Below are 18,570 nucleotides of genomic sequence, written 5' to 3' on the forward strand. Positions count from 1 at the left end.
CTATATCACATAGCAGGATGACGACTTTTTACAAAAGCAGAAATAAAATGTATTGGTGCATATACAATAGGAAGCACCAGTTTTTGTATAAAAGATAATGATACGCCTTTTGGAGCAATCAAAAAATCATCTTCCAGGCCAGAGTGAACAAGATAGGATTTTTTTGCTAAAGAGATCATTGTCGGTGAAGAGAACATAATAGTATGACCCCCTCCGTCTACCTGTGACATATCAAGAACGAATATACCATGACGTCGTAAAAAATCAATATCTGACCCCTCTCCCAAACGTACAGGTCCGCCTGTTATTCCTCTTGACAGTTTCAGAATCCTGTCTTTACTGGAAACCTGAACGATTGTTTTTTTCGGTAATTTTTTAATATCTGCCAATTGTTTTTTAAAAACATCGATATCAATATCAGGAGCTGCAAGCAACATATTGTCCATGTGACTTATGACCCCGGTCTTTCCCTGCAATGACAATGTCCTTAAAGCTTCCATCAAGAGATAGCTTCCCATGGAATGAGCCACAACAGTTATTTCATCGGCATCTGTTTGTGTCATCAATGTTAAAAAATCAGCCATATCCTTGCGGGCAAAACTCATACTGTCCTTGTCATAAAGGTATGAACTTATTGTTATTTTCCTTAAGGCTGGCCAGGAAAAATGAACCGCGACGGCATTGACATTGTAATCATAAACAAACTGGGCCGTTCGGAAGATGCCTTTGGAAAAATCATTGTTAAACCCATGAATAAAAATAAAGAGATTTCTTTTCTTCTTATGAAGATGCCTAAGTTCCATATTTAAGGAATCTTTAAACTCTTGTCTGGAAGGGTAAAGTTTCAATAACGTGCCTGTAAAATATTTTACCGGATTTTCATTGAAGCTTTTTATTTCAAAACTACCCTCTTTATGAATAGGAGGGATGCTCACATTGACGAGACCAAAAGAAATATTTTCTGAACGCTGCTTACCGAAAGGATCAAGAGGATCGATCTGATATAAACGATTTGTAGCAAAATAAACCGGGATAACAGCTTTTGGTGACGGAGAAACGCTGAGCTGTTTTTCAGAAACCAGCAAGGGAAAACTATGGATATTTGTGCGATTATGACATCCTGTTAAAGGAAGTACGATGATCATGGACAGGAATGGAAATCTTGCAAGAAACGATAACACCATCTATTCGATCACCTGTAATACGATCAAATCCCATGAGATCATACAATCGCTTTTTAAGCTATTATTCCACGATTAAAACCACATACGTTTTAACAAGGAATCTTTTTTAACAAATTGATGCCAAAGCGCTACAAGTATATGCAAACCAATGACATAATAAAATATGGTTCCTAACCATACATGCATATTATGAACATCATGACCCCATACTTCATTTTTTCCAAACAGGGTATAGGAAATATTAAGCCATGACAAGGTTACAGGATGGCCCGCCATATTGATCATCATAATTCCCAATAACGGTTGCACAAGGATAAAAACATAGAGAGCAGCATGAACAATCCTGGAAGCCAACAGAAAAAACTTTTTCCGGGATAACGCCGGCGGGTAGCGATCAATGATACGCCAACCAATACGCAAAAGAGACAAAATTAAAACAAGAGAACCCGCTAAAAAATGCAATTGCATAAAGAAAAAACGTCTTTCTGTCCCTTTTAAACCTCTCAGGTTAATAGCAAGATATGCAATCAGAATAAGTAAAAACACAGCCCAATGAAAAAAAACGGTTGGTTTGCTGTGACGTAGCTTGTTTTTCAAAAGATCTTTCATATTGACCTAATTCGAGAACAGTAATTGAAAGTAAAGCTATGATTGCGAAATTATGACAATAATATGACATATTATCTCCCATTTCTTCTTTTAAAGTCTGTATCCCTATTTTTTTCTATATCCTTTTTTCCAGCAGCTTCTTGCAGCTCCATAGCTATTGTGAGCAAGAATCTGACGTGCTGTTTTATCGGTCAGGATATCGTTACGGGACGGGTAGATAGGCCTCCAGCCTACACAAATCATTGTTTCAATCCCGTGTCCATCCATCCTCGAGCAGCTTGCAAGCAGCAGTATCAGGTGCAGCATCCACAATTTTTTGAGGCTGTGCAGAGGCAAGGTCCTGTATTTCGCTATCAATTTCATGGCGTTTCTCCTGCACATGATAAAGTATGCTTGCGAATTCCTGTCTGGCCTCTTCACGCGCTGTTTTTTTACCTTTCCTGATACCCAAAACCCATGCCAACAGAGTGAAAAGAATAAAACTCCCTGCGAGAAGAAAAATTCTTTGCACTCCTGATAACAGCATCATCGCAGATATCAGCATCATTATACCATAACGGTTTCCTGGGCCTCATCATCCTGCAAAAACAAGTCGCGTTCTGCCTTTCTGCGATTGGAAAGACCTTGCAGACTGACAGCCTGACCCTTTATATGAATCTTGTTCCAACGTAAAAATTGATTGGCTGCATCCTTAAAAGACCCAAGATTAAGATAGTGGAGCAGCGTAGAACCCGAAAAGGCATGACTACCGACATTGAATGTAAAGCTAACAAGAGCATCAAACTGGTTTTGCGAAAGAGGAATGGTCACATGGCTGTTCACAGTTTCCTCCACCTCGCATAATTCACGTTTTAGAAGTTGTTCTGCCTCTTCTCGTGTTATAGTAGTCCAATTCTCTCCTTTCCTGATCAAATGACCATACCCTATTGTTGGAAGCTCTGCAGGATCACTATAAACACGAGGAATAAATCCTTCTTTCTTTTTGATAAATTCAATTCCGGCAGAAGAAGTTTTAAGAGAATTTTTATACGCAAACATTTCTATGGTTCCTTTACTTGTTTCTTATCTTTAAAATGGAGAGTTTTTCCAAAAGCAATACAGAGCTGCAACAACACTATGTCAGGAACTTTTACTTACATCATCATGATCATAAAAATACTTGTGATTCAGTGCATAGAGGATCGCTGCTGTTTCAGAATCCATGACTCCATCATATTTTTCAGGACGGAAATGCATCTGGAAAGCTTTCACTAATTGTTGATATGCACTATCATCAATCGTGAACTCCACAGCATAGCCATATTTCCTGAATTTTGGCACGAGAGCTTCCTTGGAAATTTTCACCGTTCCTGCTTTTATTTGTTCCTTGAAATCAGCAACAGTCTGATCATCATACCAGGCACCTACCCCTGCCTCATACAGTTCTTTCCATGGAAACAGAGGACCAGGATCATTCTTTCGGGTATAGGCAATATCGGAATGGGCCAGAACATGGGTGGGTGTAATATACGGATAACGCTGAATAATACTTCTTGCCAGCTGGATCACGGCCTTTCGCTGTTCCAGGGGATAGGGTGTAAAATGATATTCATCACCTTCAATGGTAACCCGATTCACGATTTCAACACCGATAGACGTATCATTCAGATTCGTACGCTCTTCCCAGCCAGAAGCCCCGGCATGAAAAGCACGATCCTTTTCATCAACCAGATTGAAAATGACAATATTTCTAAAACCTTCTGACAGATAGGTAGGGTCAGAAGGATCAGGAACAAGATAATGGGCGCTCAATTGACCGTTCTGCCCAAGAATCTGCACGGAATCAAGGAAATTTTCTTGTGTACAATGAAGAACCAAATATCGGACACGTGAACTAAACCCTTTTATACTGCGATAGATATGATCTTCTATTGTAAAAAGATGTTGTGAGTGAACCTCAACAGGGATGAGTAATAAAAAAAACAAAGTGTAAGAATACTATAATAATCTTTAAAAAAAGAACTCTTGAGTCTAGCCGATATCATTCTATAAAACCTTTCTTATTAATGTATTGAATAATTTTTTTAAAAAAGAAGACTGTATTGTATATTATGGATTTTTTCTATTCTGTCATTCAACCTTCCCTGTTTTTGTCCAGGGGCATTTTAGAGACAATAATATCTTTTAATACTGCATTGTTCACTTTTAGCTGTGCTACCGTATCAGGATTCATGGAATGAACATAATCCAGCGCCAGAGTTATGGCTTCCGGTGTAGGAGTGGAAATCTTGAGCTTTATCATTGCAAACTTGAGTGCATTGGACGCACAATCATGCAAGGCTTTTCGCAGCATGCCTTCAATTTCCAGACGCTTTTTTTCATCATTAACCTTGAGTAACCTTATCAGACAATTGGAAACCCTGGTAATGACCACAGGAATTGCGAGTGAAAGAATACATAATAAAAAAGGTTGTAAAATTGTACTGGTTTGAACAATTATAGAATGCATGATTAATTCCTTTTATGTGTAAGGCTTTTAAACACTCTTTTCCTTGCGGGAAAATCCTGTTATGAAAAGAGTGTTCAAAAGCTGTGTTGTGTTTTATGACAGGAGAGACACGGGTTCTCAACCGTATCATCGTTTCATTCCTTTTGGAGACTGTTCTTCTCTTCCTGTTCCGAAAGATGCTTTCGCAATGTTTTGACCTCAGCACTGAGTTCCTGGACTGCCTTGGCAAGATAGGGAATGATCACTGTAGGATTTGGCGACAAATAATCATCAACCTTATTGACCATCATTGGATCAATCTTCTCAAGATTACCGGCTTTAAACCCGACATCATACTTTAAAGATGTGTCCATGCCACTTTCAGGAAGATAATTGAATGTGACCAATTCCATCCTGTCGAAGACATCAAGAGCGTTTTTTTCTGATACCCCATGAACATTCTTTAAACGTTCATCAGAAACAAAATAATGACATCCTACATTCCCTATGAAGGTGTTAAAGTTGATATAACCATTCTCCCGCCAAATTTCCTTGACACTTGACTTTTTCATACACTTCTTATCAAGATCGCTGGTCTTTTCCAGAGCATCATTGGCAAGCCTTCTAATCGAATTGATTGTTGCATCGAAATTATTGTTCTTTTCCAGAGCATCATTGGCAATAATTTTAACCGCATTGATTGTTTCCCAGACCTTGCCATGGCCAAGAGAATGAATTTCTCCATCACTGCCAAAATTAATGATTTTATTATTTCCATGATACAGGCTCACACCAGAATTTAAAAGAAGCTGTTGCAGCGCCTGCATATTTTGAGTGGACAAGAGTATTCTCATGAACTCACTTAAAGGGGCCGTATCATAGGTTCCCTGTGTTGTTGTATAAACAATCCGATTTTTGGAAGAAGCGAGGCTGATCAATGTTTGCAAGGCTTTTGGTGCCAGGGAAGAGGTCCATATGTCTCCCTGGGGCTTCTGATCAACCTGAATTAATATCCTGGAACCATCCCAGCCAATAAAGATTTTATTGTTCTGTTGTCCAATCCCTCCAGACTGTTGAACAGGCTGAAAAGGCAAACAGATTTGAGGAAGTTTCCCCTTGATAATATGGCTGGCATCATCTGTTCCCAGATTGATGCGCGCCTGTAAGGCATTAGAAGCGCCTGTTCCTCCTGCAAGGACAGGACGAGGCTGATTATTATCAGCAACGAGATCCTCAACAAGGCTGTTATAGCTGTCACTTCTGATGATTGTATTGGGATAGGCACGTAATCCTGCCGGAACAGAATAAATATCTTTAACGCGTGGCATGGGTTTTCCTTTCCTGAGAATGTCGATGCGTTGCCGGGAAACCGAACAGACGACCATAATCAATGCATTTCAATCCTTTACTGCCCGTAAAAACAGCATCTGGACGAAGTGTATCAATTTCCTGGGCCAGGACACCAATACGGCGAACCTTTTCAGGATCTGTTTTATAACGATATTGATAGAGACCTCCGACACGTTTGATATCTGTTTTGGCACGTACATCAGAAAGTGCGGAAAAACCTGTTAAAAGTTTGCTCCCCAGGGATAACCCCTCCCTGAATTTTTTCTGCTGATCCTGCCAACGTGCCAGACGGTTCTGGTAATCCTGAGAGACAAGATCGCTATACTGAACAGGCATAACAGGCATAGGAGAAGGATTGCTGAAAGAAACCTCGGGAGAATAGGCACCCTGCATCAAGGCAAGAGCTTCATTGATGGGCTGCATACGGCTGGCCATTTCCTGCTGATAGGCTTGTGCCTGAGCAGCATTATGACTCATCATCCGCTGCGCATTGCGATTCTCGATACGGTCCTGTTCCTGACCTGCCGTGAGAACAGCCGCAAGACGCGCATCATTTTCTGCCCTGTTTCTTTCATCCATGGCGCGATCCCAGGCAACTGAACCGGGAGCAAGTCCCTGATTGACCAACTTCGTTTCCATCGCCTCATGATTCTGCTGCAGAAACGGTTCAAGCCTCGAAAAAAGGGCATTTTCATAGTGTTTGACATCCGCTGTCCCATAATCACGAACAATATCACCTGACCTCAGATCAAGGTTCTGAAGCTGAGGCCCCTGAATGCTGCTGACATTCATACCGGCTGGCGCGTTGTTCCCCGGAAGAGGCATTGCCAAACCTGGTTGCAGTGTATTGATCTTCCGGGCAGCAAGTCTTGACAGGCTTTGCCGATTGGCATTCTGCTGATCATGAATGGCCTGTGCCTGTGGTGAAAGTGAGCGGATAGCACTATATTGTGGTATCTCCATCATATTTCCTGTAAAAGGATCCCTGATCATTCTCTTTCCCGTCTGGACATAATCCAGGCGTGCATCAGGAGTCACCTGGTTGATATTGCCAATCGCTGAACTGCTGATCATGGAACCGATATTGCCTGACATCTGCATGGATGCCATGTGACGCGGATCAGGTGCCGCAGGTGCTCTTTGTTTTCCCATCAATCAATTTCCTCGTCTTCATTTAAATCGTCATTGAGAACAATATTCCTGTTCTTCATCACATTTTTTCTGGTTAAATTTATTATTGCTCCAGGCTTCCCTGGTGATCACGTAAATATTTTCAGCAGCAGAAGGGCCACGCAACCGTGGAATGCGATACCGCAGCCCGCCAAGGGTCAACAACATCCTGTGCTGTGCATCGTCTTCATCCGGGATACGATGAATCACGGCCTGACACTTCAATTCCTCGAGGGGATAACGGTACATTTCCCTGAGAACATGGCGATTCAACCATATCTTGTGATCCGCAGCACCGGAAAGCTCAATGACCTGTGCATCAGGACAATAATTATGATAGATAATTCCGGCAATCAGCGCATTGTCATGAACAACACCCATACTGGTAAAACGATCCCAGCCACCAGAACAGCCAGGAATACGTTGTTTGACAAAACGTTCAATGGCAGCATTGATTTCCGGCGCACCAGCGCCACCCCAGATAATTTTCATGCAATCAGGCCTCCTTGTTCAACCATGAGGGTTGCACCCCCTATTTCAATATTATTTTTCAAAGCCCCACCGGAAAGGACAATACAGCCAACAGCCAGACAACGGCCGCAAACATGAACATTCTGACGAACAAGAAAAGGCTTTGGATCAATTTCCGGTATGTCCCACAGGGAAGAATCCCACAGGGAAGAATTCCATAGACCACTCGTTACCTCCTTGTCTGTTTTTTCAATGTTCACTTTTGAAAACTGCGGAATAGAGATACGATTGTCTGCACAGGCAAATAATTTGATGTGCGGACGGATTCTTGTTTGCAAGGAAAGATGCGCCAAACTGCTACGATTGATTTGTCCAGGTGTCGAAATATTCTGAAATCCTGAAAGATACACGGCTGTAAAGGGCAGTCCATTATCAGAGCCTGTTGTATCGGCCATCCAGAAATTTCCATGATAATCACCAAAAAAGAGATTATCATCTGAAACCAGATAGGCCTGTGCTGGCCAGTTATAAAAAACAGACCAGCTGTTATTCAACAGATTCATGACCAGTGTTGTCTCCTTTAAGAAAGAATTCCTTCGGAAACTCACCAGCAGCATGTTGCGTTCTGCCCAAAGCGTTAACGACCAGTCTGCAGGAGCCTCTTTCACGGCACGATCCCATTCTCTGGCAATAGGCTCTGACAAGGGAATACAGGCTTTGATATCCTTTCTGCCCTGCTGTAAAATCTGGCTCATGGCCATCAAACCACCAGCCGTAGCAATCATAACCTCATTTCCACACATGACCAAAGCATTTTTTCCTAAAGGTCGCGGAATATGATAGAGGCCCTTGAGGGAAAAACCGTCAGCACTGTCCGGATCATGACCTGCATAGACAGCAATCTCACCTGCCGTGGAGAGAAATCCACAAAGGGTTGACATACCATCACCACTTTCCATTGACCAGGAAAACCCTGCCAGTAATGATCCGCCCTGCTGCATAATCCCTCCCAGAGGAAATAATCTGGCAGTACCGCCAATAGCGCGTACCGGAAGATACCAGGCATCCATACTTTCCGCCTCAACATACCATTGACGGTTTTTAAACAACCATCCATAGAGAAGACGTGAAGAAGACATATTTTCCTTTTCCGGAAATAAAATTGCCGGACTATTGACTGTCCAGGTTGTGCCATCATAGACCAGACGCGGATCGCAACCATTCACAGCAATCAGGAAATTCTTTTCTGGCATGGCATGCTGAAAGACCGACCAATGACCTGAGGTTGTTTTTATAATAACGGCCTTGACCTTGACAGACAGTGGAAAAGTCCCGCTAACGTCATAAATTGCGTGATGCGTGGCAACAAATCTTTTCTGGGTACGACCAGATTTATAGGGAAAAGCAGTCACTATTGCTTCAGAAGTGTCCAGGGAAAGAATCTTTTTACATCCTCCACGGATCTGAATGCTTTTGAGCCCTGGCCAAAAATTGTACAGGACAGAAGCTGTTCCTTGTTCTGAAGGACTGTTGGCAAAGCTGTTGACCAAACCACGCATTGGTGCCGGAAAAAATACCGGAAAGGCTGTTTGTACAGTATTTGTTCGGTTATTTTTCGAATCAAGACGCCATGGACGAACAAAAGACATACTTATCCTTCCAGCAATTTGAGTGTTTCAGCAGAAAGAGCAGCCTCGAATTCCTGCAAATGATCCTGAAAAGAGAGTCCCTGCATACGACGCCAACGCCAGATCATTCCCTTGATAAACAGATAGTCTGAGAAAATAATCTTATCATCGTCACTGGTTACCGTCGATTTGTTGTTTCCTTGCTGATCAATGACCCAGTCCAGGGAAAAATATCGCAAGAATGCAGGAGGTGGACAAGACAGATGAAGACGTCTACTGGTCAGCCAATACCAGCAGCACCCACCTGATCCTTTTTTAACCACATCCCAATCGGCCGCGGTGACCACCGGTCTGGCAAAACAACCATCGCGCATGACAACGGCGCCTCCTGATAAAGGCCGATGAAAATTCCCGGGGATATTAGAGGGTGTTGTACTAACTAAAAATATGTTCAACAGATCTGGCCAATCAACACGCATGCTGATCTCTTCACCGGTTTCCTGAACAAGAGCAATAAAAAGACGCGCATCATCATCCTGATGACCATAAACACTGCTAAAAGGTGACAGGCCTACCAGGTGACAAACCGTATTGATCAAGGATAAAATTGTCATGGTGTCAATCCTGAAAGTGTTACAGCTGCTGTTCCCCAACGCGCACGGTGATCGTTGACTTGCACTCTTCGTATGGCTTCCTGTAACAGGACATCGGCGGCAGCGGCTTTATCAGGATTTTCTTCCCATATGGAAATTTCCTCTATTAATCCATAGAGATAAATATCAGAGGCCTTATCCAATAACCAGTTTCTCGGGTTATCAGGACGCAGCGCCGGAAGTCGCCCGTAATACAGCAAATGGATATCCTTGTTATGGGAAGAAGACGAAACACAGAGGATATTCGCCGTAATCATATATCCTTCTCTTTCTCCCGAAAATGATTCCAGAGAGAGGCAAGGCAGTCTTTTTCCCTGATCGTCCTGCACACGACGCATCTCAAGATAATCTTCAGGAAGAGAGGCACACCCGTCTTTCAGGGACACAACCAGTTTTTTTTCCATCTCCCGTAATCGGAGTTCACGATTCAGACGATTTTCAACACGCTGCAAAAAAACATTAAACATTGCAGGAAGACTTTTCTTCGTCGCATAATGTTTCACATCCATAAGCAATGTGGCATAATCATATTGCATCATACTGTCCCCTCTGATGATCGCCATGCGCGATTGTCGGAATCATTCAGCCAACGCTTGACCCACCGGTCATTTCCGTCATTATAGGCTTGCAAAAGGTGAGAACTGCGTAAAAGACCGGTCGGAATACTCGCGACTCTTCTCCATTCTCCTGCCTTCTTTCCAAACTGTTCATTCCGACATTCCTTGTTCTGCTCAAGTATTCCATCAACAGGAGTATCAATACGATACACATCCTGTTGACCATCAGAATATTGCCAGACTGTTCTGCCTGTCAAAGGGTCATACAGAAAGAGTTTCCAGCTGCCATCAGCAATAACCATTGCTTCCTTCTCCTTTACATTTATTGTGTTTCTGACAAACCAAACACATCAGCGATGCATCCCAGACCTTTTTCATTCTTGACCTTTAATGTTCCTTCGCCAATGATTACACCTTTCTCAGCATCACCGGTCTTTCCCAGACCCTGATCTTCCTGAATATGACGAAGCCAGAGAAACTCCAGCATATCGCTATCAATAAGGAAAACATTCCTTGCTGTTTTGGCATCAGCAGCCATAACACGATCAGGATGAACAATCACTGTGCCGAAAGGGCCTTCATAAACATCTGCTGTTGCCACGATTGCATTATGTTCTCCCTGTTTGGAAACGCTATAACGAAAGGGAGCAACATTGGCATCAGACATAAACGTTACAAAAACACTCTTCACATAAGGAGAAACAACAATATGACGAAAATTGGCACCATTCTGATAGCCTTTCTGCATGACGCTATCCAGAAGAGTCTTGCTAAAGGCACGCTGTGTTCCGTCTTTTGGTGCTTTGGTCAAACCCGTCGTCTCATCATATCCGCCTGAAGTTCCACCCTGTCCCCTGCTGGTATTGGTTTTTAGCCAGCTGTTCAATGAACCAAATTTTCGAGGTGAATCCTTGACAGAAGCCTGTGTAGAAACAATGGCATATTCAACATCCTTGCGAATCTCCAATGCTTTCTTAAGTTTTTGTTCCTTGCGCTTCAGAACCGAACCTGCATCGCTCACCGCTTCCTGTGTTGCAGAAATAATCCAGCTTTTACGCATAATCTGTGTATAATTTCCCATTCTTGAGGGTGCGGCAAGGGCATCGAAACTGTATTCATCACCTTCTGCCTGGGCATTGGCAGCAGGAGAAGCCAATTCATCAACAATCCATTCCGGATGAATTGACGGTGTTGACCCCTTCTCAATCATGGAATAAATGGGGGTATCTTCGGGTGTAATCCGGGAAACAACATCCGAAAGTGCTTCCTTGTTTGTTTTCGAGGAAGACGTCGTAAAGGTATTGGTAACAGCAGTCATAATCTATTGTCCTTAAAATTCATATCAACATCAGTGATTTAAAAAACGGGTTTGTTATAGGAAATTATTCAAAATCAAGAGCCAGGGCATCGCGTAACGATCCACTTTTGTTGAGGCGTTGCAAAGCCTTTTTCTGGTCGGAAACCTGATGATTTGTTCCTCTTCCCTGCACAGGTGCCGTCACAGGCGGGCATCCTCGTGTCTTTTGATAGGCCTTTGAAACAGCCTGCCGGGCTTGCAGGCCAACACGGGCATAATGCGCCAGAGCCAGTAAACGATGATCGACAATCTCTTGCATTTCCTGCTCACTGAATCCAAGCTGACGACCCGCATCAAAAGCTTCCTTAAAAAAAACTTCCCGTTGAACAGGGTCTTTTGTCTGCGGAAAAAGAGATTCCAATCGTAAATTTTCATGTTCCAGCACTTTTTGCGATGCTTCCTGATGAAGTGTGTCCGCAACAGTATGAGGAATTTTTGCCGCTTCCATGAAATGATCAATCACGGCCAGGGCTTGCTGTCGCAAGGCAAGAGCCTGCTGACAGGCACCAGGATCGCTCATCGCAAGATGGGCATCCGGAACAGCAGGAATATGGGAATCAATCAGTTTTGCCAGGGCTTCTGCACTTTTGGAAAGCATTTCTGCCTGCTGTCGCAACTGTTTCTTTTGCTCGCCAATCTCGTTCCTGTTCTCCTGATACGATCTGTAGACTTCTTTCAACTCGGCAATGCTCACATCCTGACCATCTCCCAGAGATACAGAGACATGATCATCCTCTTCTGCTGTTTCCTGTTCTTCGCCTTGCTGCTGAAGACTTTCCTGAAGCCTTGTTTTTTCTGGCATTTCATCATCACAATCCTGTGCTGATGGAGTGTTTTCATCTGCATTCCCTGTAAACCAGGAAGAAGGACAATCGTCATTTTTAATAACACGATCAGCATCATCATGAGTGATGTCCCGGGAAGGAACAAAAAAGAACCTTTTTGGGGTTGCGCTGCTTCCCTTATGGTCCATGACCCCAGGGCTTCTGACTTAAACATAAGCTAATATTCCTTTTTTTATAAAGTTTTGTCATAAAAATTCGTTATTTGTTTATATTTTATTCGTTTTTTATTTATTTTAAGTCATTAATATTGATGTATGAACCAGGAAGCTTCCTTCTTCACATGGCATCATCATGAAAAATCACAATGAATTGATCAATACGATTTCTTATTAGGACATAATTCTTTTCCTGTCAAGATATTTCAAAAAAATAAACATTTTTTATTGCTTTTAAGAAACAAATCCTTGAAGTGGAGAAAAGCAAAGAAAGATCCCAATGGTTGTTTCTGCAACCTCCCTGCTTGCGGATCGATGATCCTGACGTTTTTTGTTTTCTGTCCCTGCTTCCTGGTCCTGTCAGTGGTCGTCGGGTTCGATCTCTTGTCTAGAATCCGAATGGCCATCCGTATGGGTTTCTGGCACGCGTTGATCGCGAATCGATGATCCTGAGATCGTCTCCCGGATTCCCTGTATCACTTGGACCTGGTCGCGGCTCGTGTATCGCAACGGGTTGTTGCGGTTTTCTGTAAGGTCGCATATAGTATTCCATGGTGTGTGATTCCGGAACCACTACAGGCTGAACGAAATCACTCATTTTTGGATACCCCCTGGTATAGTATGCCATGGTGTGTGATGGTGGAATATCCATATGCGGAACGAAATCGCTCATTTTTGGATAGGCCTTCGCATAGTCTGCCATGCTTTGTGGCTGGAATGGATATGGCCTCAGGGTATGGACCATCTCTCCTCGCGGATGTTCACTGACGCTCGGCCGTTCCCTCACCATCATCATTATTCCTGGTTCGTCTGGACTTATTCTTATCCTCGGCAGTTCCCTCATTCCCGGAAATTCTCTCATTCCTGGCCCTGGCAGTGGTCCTGTGTATGAACTATACATTGTTTTTTACTCTCCTGTTATTGGTTTCTTGCACTCGACATTATCAGGTTCCAGGGATCTTGCCCCAGGGATCCTGATAAGGTCTGGTACCTCCCCATTATAGGAGAAAATTCTTTCATTATCAAGAGTTTTATCCTATATGTTCTTTTTTTGTTTACTTTCCTGTACAACAGCCTCACACAGACTCATGCAACATCATGAGAAAGGTCTTATGGCAGAACGTGGCTTTTCTCAACAACATTGCCGCCTCTCTGCCTCTCCTTCCCGCTTCAGGCTGTTTGCTGTTCCTTTTCCTTTAACAGGATTTCTGCTTCCATTTGCTGGCCTTTAAGCTGTAATTCTGCCAGCATTTTTTCTCGCTTCAAATCAATCTCTGCCTGTAAACGTGCCCTGGACAGCGCCTGTTCAAAGTGCATATTCTGTTCTGCTGCTGCAAGAGGATCAACAGCCTGCACGACATCACGGCCTTGCTTCATCGATTCAGGATCAGGGCAGGTAAAATAATGCTCCACATTCTGGATACCGGCCGCTTCGGCAAGGCGTGCAACACCATGATAGAGATTTGTTGCTGAAACGAAAGGATTATCGACGCCGAAAGCACTGATCAACTCTTTCTGGAGTGACAGAAGATTCATCATCATCACCATATCCCGTTCCCGACTGCCGGCACCAAGACCAATATTGACGCTGGCATCCATATCAACATTCCAGGAGCGTGGATCAAATTCAATCCAGCGATCCCGCAATCGTGTCATCCGCGCCCTGTCCTGATGCTGGACCAGTAACCGTAACAAACCACGGAACAAACGTTCAAGACCCTGGGCAAGAGTACGCACAATCAGTTCTACCTGGCCAATGCCTCCCTGCTCAACAAGAGCCGTGGCTGTGGCTGTCATATTCTGGTAAAGCTCTGGCGAAAAACCACCGGCAGCATCCGAAATTCCTGTACGATCAATCAGTTCACGATCAAGATAATCAAGCATGGCAAAGGATTTATCGGCAACCATCGGCACACCATGCATCCCGAGAGCCGTGCGAACATCCAGACCGGCAGTGACCCGAATGGGCTGACCAAACTGGGGATTCAGAACACTCTCGGGGTCAAGGATAGTGCCTTCCTGAACAATGACCTGCGGTTGATTTTGCCAATAAAGATTATCCAGTGTCTGTCGTAACAGGACCGTTTTTATTCTCTGTATTTCAGCAACACTGGCCGCAAGACTTTCTCCTTCAAAACGATGCGGATAACGAAGGGCACGTAAGGAGGCAAAAGGCACTTCATCCCATTCTTCATTGACAAGAATATTTTCCTCATTTGTTCCTCCTGCCATCACAACACGGCGCAATTCAGCAACACCATCGCCATCATAATCGACTGTGACATAGAGCTCATAATAATCGATCCGCTCCAGGGCATGATCAGCGTCCTGCATGCTCCTGCTGCGATGCATTCCTGCACCGGAACGGGCAGTTGGCAGACGGTGAATGCGATCACGATCATAGCCCATGGAAACCAGTGTTGAACGACTGAGAGACAGTTTACGACCGACCAGCAGACTGTTATCAATATCAATGGCCTCTGGATGAATCAGGAATTCATCAGGAGGGACAGCATCAATACAGACCCTTCCCTGCCTGTTTTTTCTTCGTATCCGCAGATCATGAACAGCGACCCCGTCTTTCTGACGTCGACTATACTCAAGAACATCAACATCATCATCGCTGGCCAGCAAGGCAAATGCCGCCTCGCTGAGCCCTGTATGCAGACTTGTCTGCGTCTTTTCACGCATTTCATAGCGCCAGGTCAGAATGCCATTACCACACAGCAAGGCATCATAAATGGCATTTTCAACGGCATCACGTCCCCCTGCTTCAGGAAAAACAACATGATTGACATAATCACTGGCCGCTGCCGCCATTTCTTCATCACCCTGATGCACGGGATGATAGTCAACAACTTTTTTACCAGCCAGCAAAACCCGACAGAGTGACGGCATGATTTTACGAATGATGGCCCGCAAATCACAGGAAACCACCGATGAACGTCCTGCCATGACCGGAATATCGACCATTGTCCCGTCATAATATTCCTGCGACCGTTGATAGATCTGTTGCCGTTGCGACAGCAACTCCTCTGCATCGCTCACCAGTCTTCTGATTGTTCCGGCAAATTCCTGTTCTTTTTCTTTTTTTCCTGTCATTGTCATGATCTAAATCACTTTCCTTGGATAATATTTCCATGTGCCATCAGAAGGTTTCACTGTCGCGAAACGCTGCATCATCAACGCATAACGACTGGCACACAGCAAATCGTCATGCTCCTTGACAACAGTGCCATCCCGACGATGATACAAACGAAATTCCTCAAGCCAGTCAGGACAACTCGAAAAAACCTTCCAGCGCCCTGTCCGCATACGATCGAGAATTTCCAGAATTCCTGCCTCAACACCATTTGTACCATCAATAAACCGTGCATGTTCGTCCAGCATTTTCAGCCCCTGTCCCCGATACTGACTGGCCAGCTGTTTCCCTGATCCCTTGTCATGCTGCAACCCGTCATGCGGCCATGACCAGGGCAGCCAGTCTCCCCAGCTTTTCAGGGCATGCGCATGAAAAAGAGGCGTTTGTTCACGACATCGATAGGTTCTCGTCACGTAAAAAACATCCCCATCGCGATCGCAGGCAAGAACAACAGCAGCAAAGGGATGATGCCAACCAAAATCCATACCGCCAATCTGCGGCCAATGCGCCGGAATGGGAAAAGGAGCAACAGTAATATCGCTTTCCGCTACCGGGAAAATATGTCCTGAGCCCAGAGCGGGAGTTCCTTTAATGCGTGCATCGCGTTCATGAACAGGATAACTATTGATAATACGTTCACGTTCCTTTGGTGTATAATGGAGAGCATCATCAAGAGTCATACGAATAACTTGACGATCGGGAGAAGACTGGTGAAGATAATGATTGATCAAGGACGAAAGTCCTTTTAAGGGTGTCAGCGTGACAGCAACCAAACCTTGCGTGGCATTGACGCGTGTTAAACCTTCAAAATAGACATCTTCCGGGGGTTCTTCATCAAACCAGACATAATCGACCGTATTAGCTTGCCATTTTTCTCTCCCCTGTTCATAGGTTTTAAATAAAAGAACTGAAACACCCCCACTGCTATGACGAATGGTCGCGCTGCTGCATGCACCGGCAATCGCTGATCGACGGGTCACCTCCAAAAGACTTTCTGAAGGAATCATGCCTGTTCCCTGCCCAGAAAGGGATAAAGGAGGCCCTAACAGCAAGCGTTGCATGCCATCACGGGTCAGTTCACACGAAACAGAACCTGCCAGCATAACCACAGGACGATGAAAACGATGTCCCTTCCACCATGGGGGATAGAGACCCGTAAGATGCATGGCAGCCTCGGCAGCGCCTGCCATCGTTTTACCCAATTGGTTCCCGGCCATAAACAAGCGTTCACGACAACGAAGACCCGCCTGATGAAAAGCTTCCTGCGGGCCATAGGGACGGTAAAAATCAAGCCGTCGACGATGATAGCGTTGTTTCAAGAGAGCCAGCAGCTCTGCTTTCTTTTTCAGCGCCTGTGAAAAGGCGCATTTCTTCTTCAAGGGCATCGATAAGCTCAAGCAATTGTTTGTCTGTCAAATGGTCCATATCATCGGTTTTTGTCCTGTCATTCGAGATATTTTCCTGGTTAAGGGTCAGAGAAACAAGACGTAAATACTGTTCAGGCTTCTCCTCACGGATTTTCCTGATGGTCTCCACACCATGTTGGGAAAAATCAGCCGTCATGGCTTCCAGGAAACTCCGGGTAAGCAATTTTTCCTGTTTCTTCATCTCCCTCTTGCTCTCCCTGGAGGCAGATTCTTTTTTGGATAATCGACTTTTGGTCAGAGACATCAACACCTCACAACATTAAAAAGGACTCTGAAAGAACAGGAACAAAAAAACAACGGATCTGAAAGAAACCCGCTGCGAACTCCCCCATCATAACAGGCCATCATAACAGGAATTTTTGCAATAAAAGAGCGTGCGGCTCTATAAAGCACAAAAACCTGCTCCATTCTTCCAGGATTTTGATCAACATATCGTATATGACCACGATATGTTCTTATTCTTCTTTCGTACAACAGGCTTGTATTGATATAAGGAAGAAAATCTTATATCTTTATTTTTGTTATACAAAGGCACATAAGCCCGGGGAACAGGAAATTCAGCTACTTGACTTCTATGTTCAAATCAAACAGCCATGAAGAAGTCTCTCTCTCAGTGGCGCTTCATAAGAAGAATATATTCTTTTTATGAGTAAAAGTCAATATTTTTTTGAGCACAGCTTTGCTTTACAGCATCAAGAATTATGATCATCGTTTCATGAGGTTTCATTCCGATGTTTTGCCCTCCAGGAAAAGCCTCAAGCACCATTATTCTTTTCCGAAAAGCAAGACATAAAAAAGACAAAAAAAGATTCAATAGTATAAGAGTAGAAAGAGTTCGATATCAAAAGATTTTTAAAATTCTCCCTTTGATTAATGAACAAAGAGAAAAACACACCCCATAATCCTCCCTCAAAGAAAAAGTCCCATTGATCATCATCGATGGGACTTGAGAGAGATCATAAAAGCGATTTTTAATGCAGAGCATAATATCGTATATGACCATGATATGGTCTTAATTCTTCTATCATACACCAGATTTGTATTGACATGAGGAAGAAAATCTTATATATTAATCCTTGTTATACAAAAGCACATAAGCCCGGGGAACGGGAAATTCAGCTACTTGAGCTCTAGTTTCAAATCAAACAGCCATGAAGAAATCTCTCTCTCAGTGGCGTTTCATAAGAAGAATATATTCTTTTTATGAGTAAAAGTCAATATTTTTTTGAGCACAGCTTTGCTTTACAACATCATTCCGATGTTTTGCCCTCCAGGAAAAGCCTCAAGCACCATTATGCTTTTCCGAAAAGCAAGATATAAAAAAAGAGAAAACACCACATAATCTAAAAGCACATACTTCTTCTCTCAAAGAGAAAGTCCCATCGATCATCATCAATGGGACTTAAGAGAGATCATAAAAATCGTAATGTACACGATATGTTCTTATTTTCTATCCTACAACAGGTTTTTATTGACATAAGGAAGAAAATCTTATATATTAATTCTTACCATTGCAGAAAAGTATAAAGGTTATAACTCCGTGCCCTTTCCTAAT

At 43.5% G+C, this 18,570-nt stretch carries 22 protein-coding genes; 1 reads left to right on the forward strand and 21 read right to left on the reverse strand.

Annotation, left to right across the window (positions count from 1 at the left end; genetic code table 11):
- Nucleotides 1-5 precede the first annotated feature (5 nt).
- From B488_RS03685 to B488_RS06870, 16 genes are all read right to left on the reverse strand, one after another.
- Nucleotides 6-1,184: an alpha/beta hydrolase gene (locus B488_RS03685; RefSeq protein ID WP_041770689.1), complete on the reverse strand. Its 1,179-nt coding sequence runs from the start codon at nt 1,182-1,184 to the stop codon at nt 6-8.
- Between the two features lie 72 nt (nt 1,185-1,256).
- On the reverse strand, nt 1,257-1,793 hold the full coding sequence (locus tag B488_RS03690) for a cytochrome b (RefSeq protein ID WP_015273186.1): 537 nt from the start codon (nt 1,791-1,793) through the stop codon (nt 1,257-1,259).
- A gap of 105 nt (nt 1,794-1,898) precedes the next feature.
- On the reverse strand, nt 1,899-2,060 hold the full coding sequence (locus B488_RS07195; RefSeq protein WP_015273187.1) for a hypothetical protein: 162 nt from the start codon (nt 2,058-2,060) through the stop codon (nt 1,899-1,901).
- A complete protein-coding gene (locus tag B488_RS03695; protein WP_041770691.1) occupies nt 2,041-2,340 on the reverse strand; it encodes a hypothetical protein in 300 nt (99 codons plus the stop codon). Before B488_RS03695 ends, B488_RS07195 begins: the two co-directional genes overlap by 20 nt.
- Nucleotides 2,340-2,831 carry a lysozyme gene (locus tag B488_RS03700; RefSeq protein ID WP_015273189.1) on the reverse strand — a complete coding sequence of 164 codons (492 nt, stop codon included), beginning with the start codon at nt 2,829-2,831 and terminating at the stop codon, nt 2,340-2,342. Before B488_RS03700 ends, B488_RS03695 begins: the two co-directional genes overlap by 1 nt.
- Nucleotides 2,832-2,912: 81 nt before the next feature.
- Nucleotides 2,913-3,758 carry an N-acetylmuramoyl-L-alanine amidase gene (locus B488_RS03705; protein ID WP_015273190.1) on the reverse strand — a complete coding sequence of 282 codons (846 nt, stop codon included), beginning with the start codon at nt 3,756-3,758 and terminating at the stop codon, nt 2,913-2,915.
- Nucleotides 3,759-3,906: 148 nt separating this feature from the next.
- Nucleotides 3,907-4,281, reverse strand: a complete 375-nt coding sequence (locus tag B488_RS06865; RefSeq protein WP_015273191.1) for a hypothetical protein — start codon at nt 4,279-4,281, stop codon at nt 3,907-3,909.
- A gap of 134 nt (nt 4,282-4,415) precedes the next feature.
- Entirely contained in the window at nt 4,416-5,645 is a 1,230-nt protein-coding gene (locus tag B488_RS03715; RefSeq protein ID WP_244422724.1) for a tail fiber domain-containing protein, read from the reverse strand.
- A complete protein-coding gene (locus B488_RS03720) occupies nt 5,575-6,603 on the reverse strand; it encodes a tail fiber domain-containing protein (RefSeq protein WP_144049197.1) in 1,029 nt (342 codons plus the stop codon). Before B488_RS03720 ends, B488_RS03715 begins: the two co-directional genes overlap by 71 nt.
- Nucleotides 6,604-6,792: 189 nt before the next feature.
- Nucleotides 6,793-7,272, reverse strand: coding sequence for a hypothetical protein (locus tag B488_RS03725; RefSeq protein WP_015273194.1), 480 nt, complete (start codon nt 7,270-7,272; stop codon nt 6,793-6,795).
- Nucleotides 7,269-8,900, reverse strand: coding sequence for a hypothetical protein (locus tag B488_RS03730; protein ID WP_015273195.1), 1,632 nt, complete (start codon nt 8,898-8,900; stop codon nt 7,269-7,271). Before B488_RS03730 ends, B488_RS03725 begins: the two co-directional genes overlap by 4 nt.
- Before the next feature lie 2 nt (nt 8,901-8,902).
- Nucleotides 8,903-9,493: a hypothetical protein gene (locus B488_RS03735; RefSeq protein WP_015273196.1), complete on the reverse strand. Its 591-nt coding sequence runs from the start codon at nt 9,491-9,493 to the stop codon at nt 8,903-8,905.
- Nucleotides 9,490-10,071: a phage adaptor protein gene (locus B488_RS03740; protein ID WP_060774409.1), complete on the reverse strand. Its 582-nt coding sequence runs from the start codon at nt 10,069-10,071 to the stop codon at nt 9,490-9,492. Before B488_RS03740 ends, B488_RS03735 begins: the two co-directional genes overlap by 4 nt.
- Nucleotides 10,068-10,391: a hypothetical protein gene (locus tag B488_RS03745; protein ID WP_015273198.1), complete on the reverse strand. Its 324-nt coding sequence runs from the start codon at nt 10,389-10,391 to the stop codon at nt 10,068-10,070. The genes B488_RS03740 and B488_RS03745 overlap by 4 nt, the downstream gene beginning before the upstream one ends.
- Nucleotides 10,392-10,411: 20 nt before the next feature.
- Nucleotides 10,412-11,407 carry a DUF5309 domain-containing protein gene (locus B488_RS03750; protein ID WP_015273199.1) on the reverse strand — a complete coding sequence of 332 codons (996 nt, stop codon included), beginning with the start codon at nt 11,405-11,407 and terminating at the stop codon, nt 10,412-10,414.
- A gap of 64 nt (nt 11,408-11,471) precedes the next feature.
- Entirely contained in the window at nt 11,472-12,419 is a 948-nt protein-coding gene (locus B488_RS06870) for a hypothetical protein (protein ID WP_015273200.1), read from the reverse strand.
- A gap of 281 nt (nt 12,420-12,700) precedes the next feature.
- On the opposite strand from B488_RS06870, the gene B488_RS07200 reads away from it, so the two are divergent.
- A complete protein-coding gene (locus tag B488_RS07200) occupies nt 12,701-12,838 on the forward strand; it encodes a hypothetical protein (RefSeq protein WP_157058176.1) in 138 nt (45 codons plus the stop codon).
- Between the two features lie 778 nt (nt 12,839-13,616).
- On the opposite strand, the gene B488_RS03765 is transcribed toward B488_RS07200, so the two are convergent.
- From B488_RS03765 to B488_RS07430, 5 genes are all read right to left on the reverse strand, one after another.
- Nucleotides 13,617-15,554 (reverse strand): portal protein, encoded by a 1,938-nt coding sequence (locus B488_RS03765; protein ID WP_015273202.1) that lies wholly within the window; start codon nt 15,552-15,554, stop codon nt 13,617-13,619.
- A 3-nt stretch (nt 15,555-15,557) separates the two neighbouring features.
- Complete coding sequence (locus B488_RS03770) at nt 15,558-16,985, reverse strand: terminase large subunit domain-containing protein (RefSeq protein ID WP_041770695.1); 1,428 nt, start codon at nt 16,983-16,985, stop codon at nt 15,558-15,560.
- The gene (locus B488_RS07095) at nt 16,876-17,259 is read right to left on the reverse strand and encodes a hypothetical protein (protein WP_144049199.1); all 384 of its coding nucleotides are present in this window, start codon (nt 17,257-17,259) and stop codon (nt 16,876-16,878) included. The genes B488_RS03770 and B488_RS07095 overlap by 110 nt, the downstream gene beginning before the upstream one ends.
- Nucleotides 17,259-17,489 carry a hypothetical protein gene (locus B488_RS03780; RefSeq protein ID WP_041770697.1) on the reverse strand — a complete coding sequence of 77 codons (231 nt, stop codon included), beginning with the start codon at nt 17,487-17,489 and terminating at the stop codon, nt 17,259-17,261. The genes B488_RS07095 and B488_RS03780 overlap by 1 nt, the downstream gene beginning before the upstream one ends.
- Before the next feature lie 169 nt (nt 17,490-17,658).
- Nucleotides 17,659-17,781: a hypothetical protein gene (locus B488_RS07430; RefSeq protein WP_015273206.1), complete on the reverse strand. Its 123-nt coding sequence runs from the start codon at nt 17,779-17,781 to the stop codon at nt 17,659-17,661.
- Between the last annotated feature and the right edge of the window lie 789 nt (nt 17,782-18,570).

Origin of the sequence: Liberibacter crescens BT-1 (genome assembly GCF_000325745.1) — a bacterium.
In the GTDB taxonomy this organism is placed as follows: Bacteria; Pseudomonadota; Alphaproteobacteria; order Rhizobiales; family Rhizobiaceae; genus Liberibacter; species Liberibacter crescens.

Coding starts and splice junctions, on each gene's coding strand:
- B488_RS06870 (WP_015273200.1), bottom strand. CDS start 12,419: ATGGACCATAAGGGAAGCAGCGCAACCCCAAAAAGGTTCTTTTTTGTT.
- B488_RS03720 (WP_144049197.1), bottom strand. CDS start 6,603: ATGATCAGGGATCCTTTTACAGGAAATATGATGGAGATACCACAATAT.
- B488_RS03750 (WP_015273199.1), bottom strand. CDS start 11,407: ATGACTGCTGTTACCAATACCTTTACGACGTCTTCCTCGAAAACAAAC.
- B488_RS03745 (WP_015273198.1), bottom strand. CDS start 10,391: ATGGTTATTGCTGATGGCAGCTGGAAACTCTTTCTGTATGACCCTTTG.
- B488_RS03730 (WP_015273195.1), bottom strand. CDS start 8,900: ATGTCTTTTGTTCGTCCATGGCGTCTTGATTCGAAAAATAACCGAACA.
- B488_RS07430 (WP_015273206.1), bottom strand. CDS start 17,781: ATGGTGCTTGAGGCTTTTCCTGGAGGGCAAAACATCGGAATGAAACCT.
- B488_RS03700 (WP_015273189.1), bottom strand. CDS start 2,831: ATGTTTGCGTATAAAAATTCTCTTAAAACTTCTTCTGCCGGAATTGAA.
- B488_RS03740 (WP_060774409.1), bottom strand. CDS start 10,071: ATGATGCAATATGATTATGCCACATTGCTTATGGATGTGAAACATTAT.
- B488_RS03725 (WP_015273194.1), bottom strand. CDS start 7,272: ATGAAAATTATCTGGGGTGGCGCTGGTGCGCCGGAAATCAATGCTGCC.
- B488_RS03735 (WP_015273196.1), bottom strand. CDS start 9,493: ATGACAATTTTATCCTTGATCAATACGGTTTGTCACCTGGTAGGCCTG.
- B488_RS07095 (WP_144049199.1), bottom strand. CDS start 17,259: ATGTCTCTGACCAAAAGTCGATTATCCAAAAAAGAATCTGCCTCCAGG.
- B488_RS03685 (WP_041770689.1), bottom strand. CDS start 1,184: ATGGTGTTATCGTTTCTTGCAAGATTTCCATTCCTGTCCATGATCATC.
- B488_RS03765 (WP_015273202.1), bottom strand. CDS start 15,554: ATGACAATGACAGGAAAAAAAGAAAAAGAACAGGAATTTGCCGGAACA.
- B488_RS06865 (WP_015273191.1), bottom strand. CDS start 4,281: ATGCATTCTATAATTGTTCAAACCAGTACAATTTTACAACCTTTTTTA.
- B488_RS03715 (WP_244422724.1), bottom strand. CDS start 5,645: ATGGTCGTCTGTTCGGTTTCCCGGCAACGCATCGACATTCTCAGGAAA.
- B488_RS07195 (WP_015273187.1), bottom strand. CDS start 2,060: ATGGATGGACACGGGATTGAAACAATGATTTGTGTAGGCTGGAGGCCT.
- B488_RS03690 (WP_015273186.1), bottom strand. CDS start 1,793: ATGAAAGATCTTTTGAAAAACAAGCTACGTCACAGCAAACCAACCGTT.
- B488_RS03695 (WP_041770691.1), bottom strand. CDS start 2,340: ATGATGCTGATATCTGCGATGATGCTGTTATCAGGAGTGCAAAGAATT.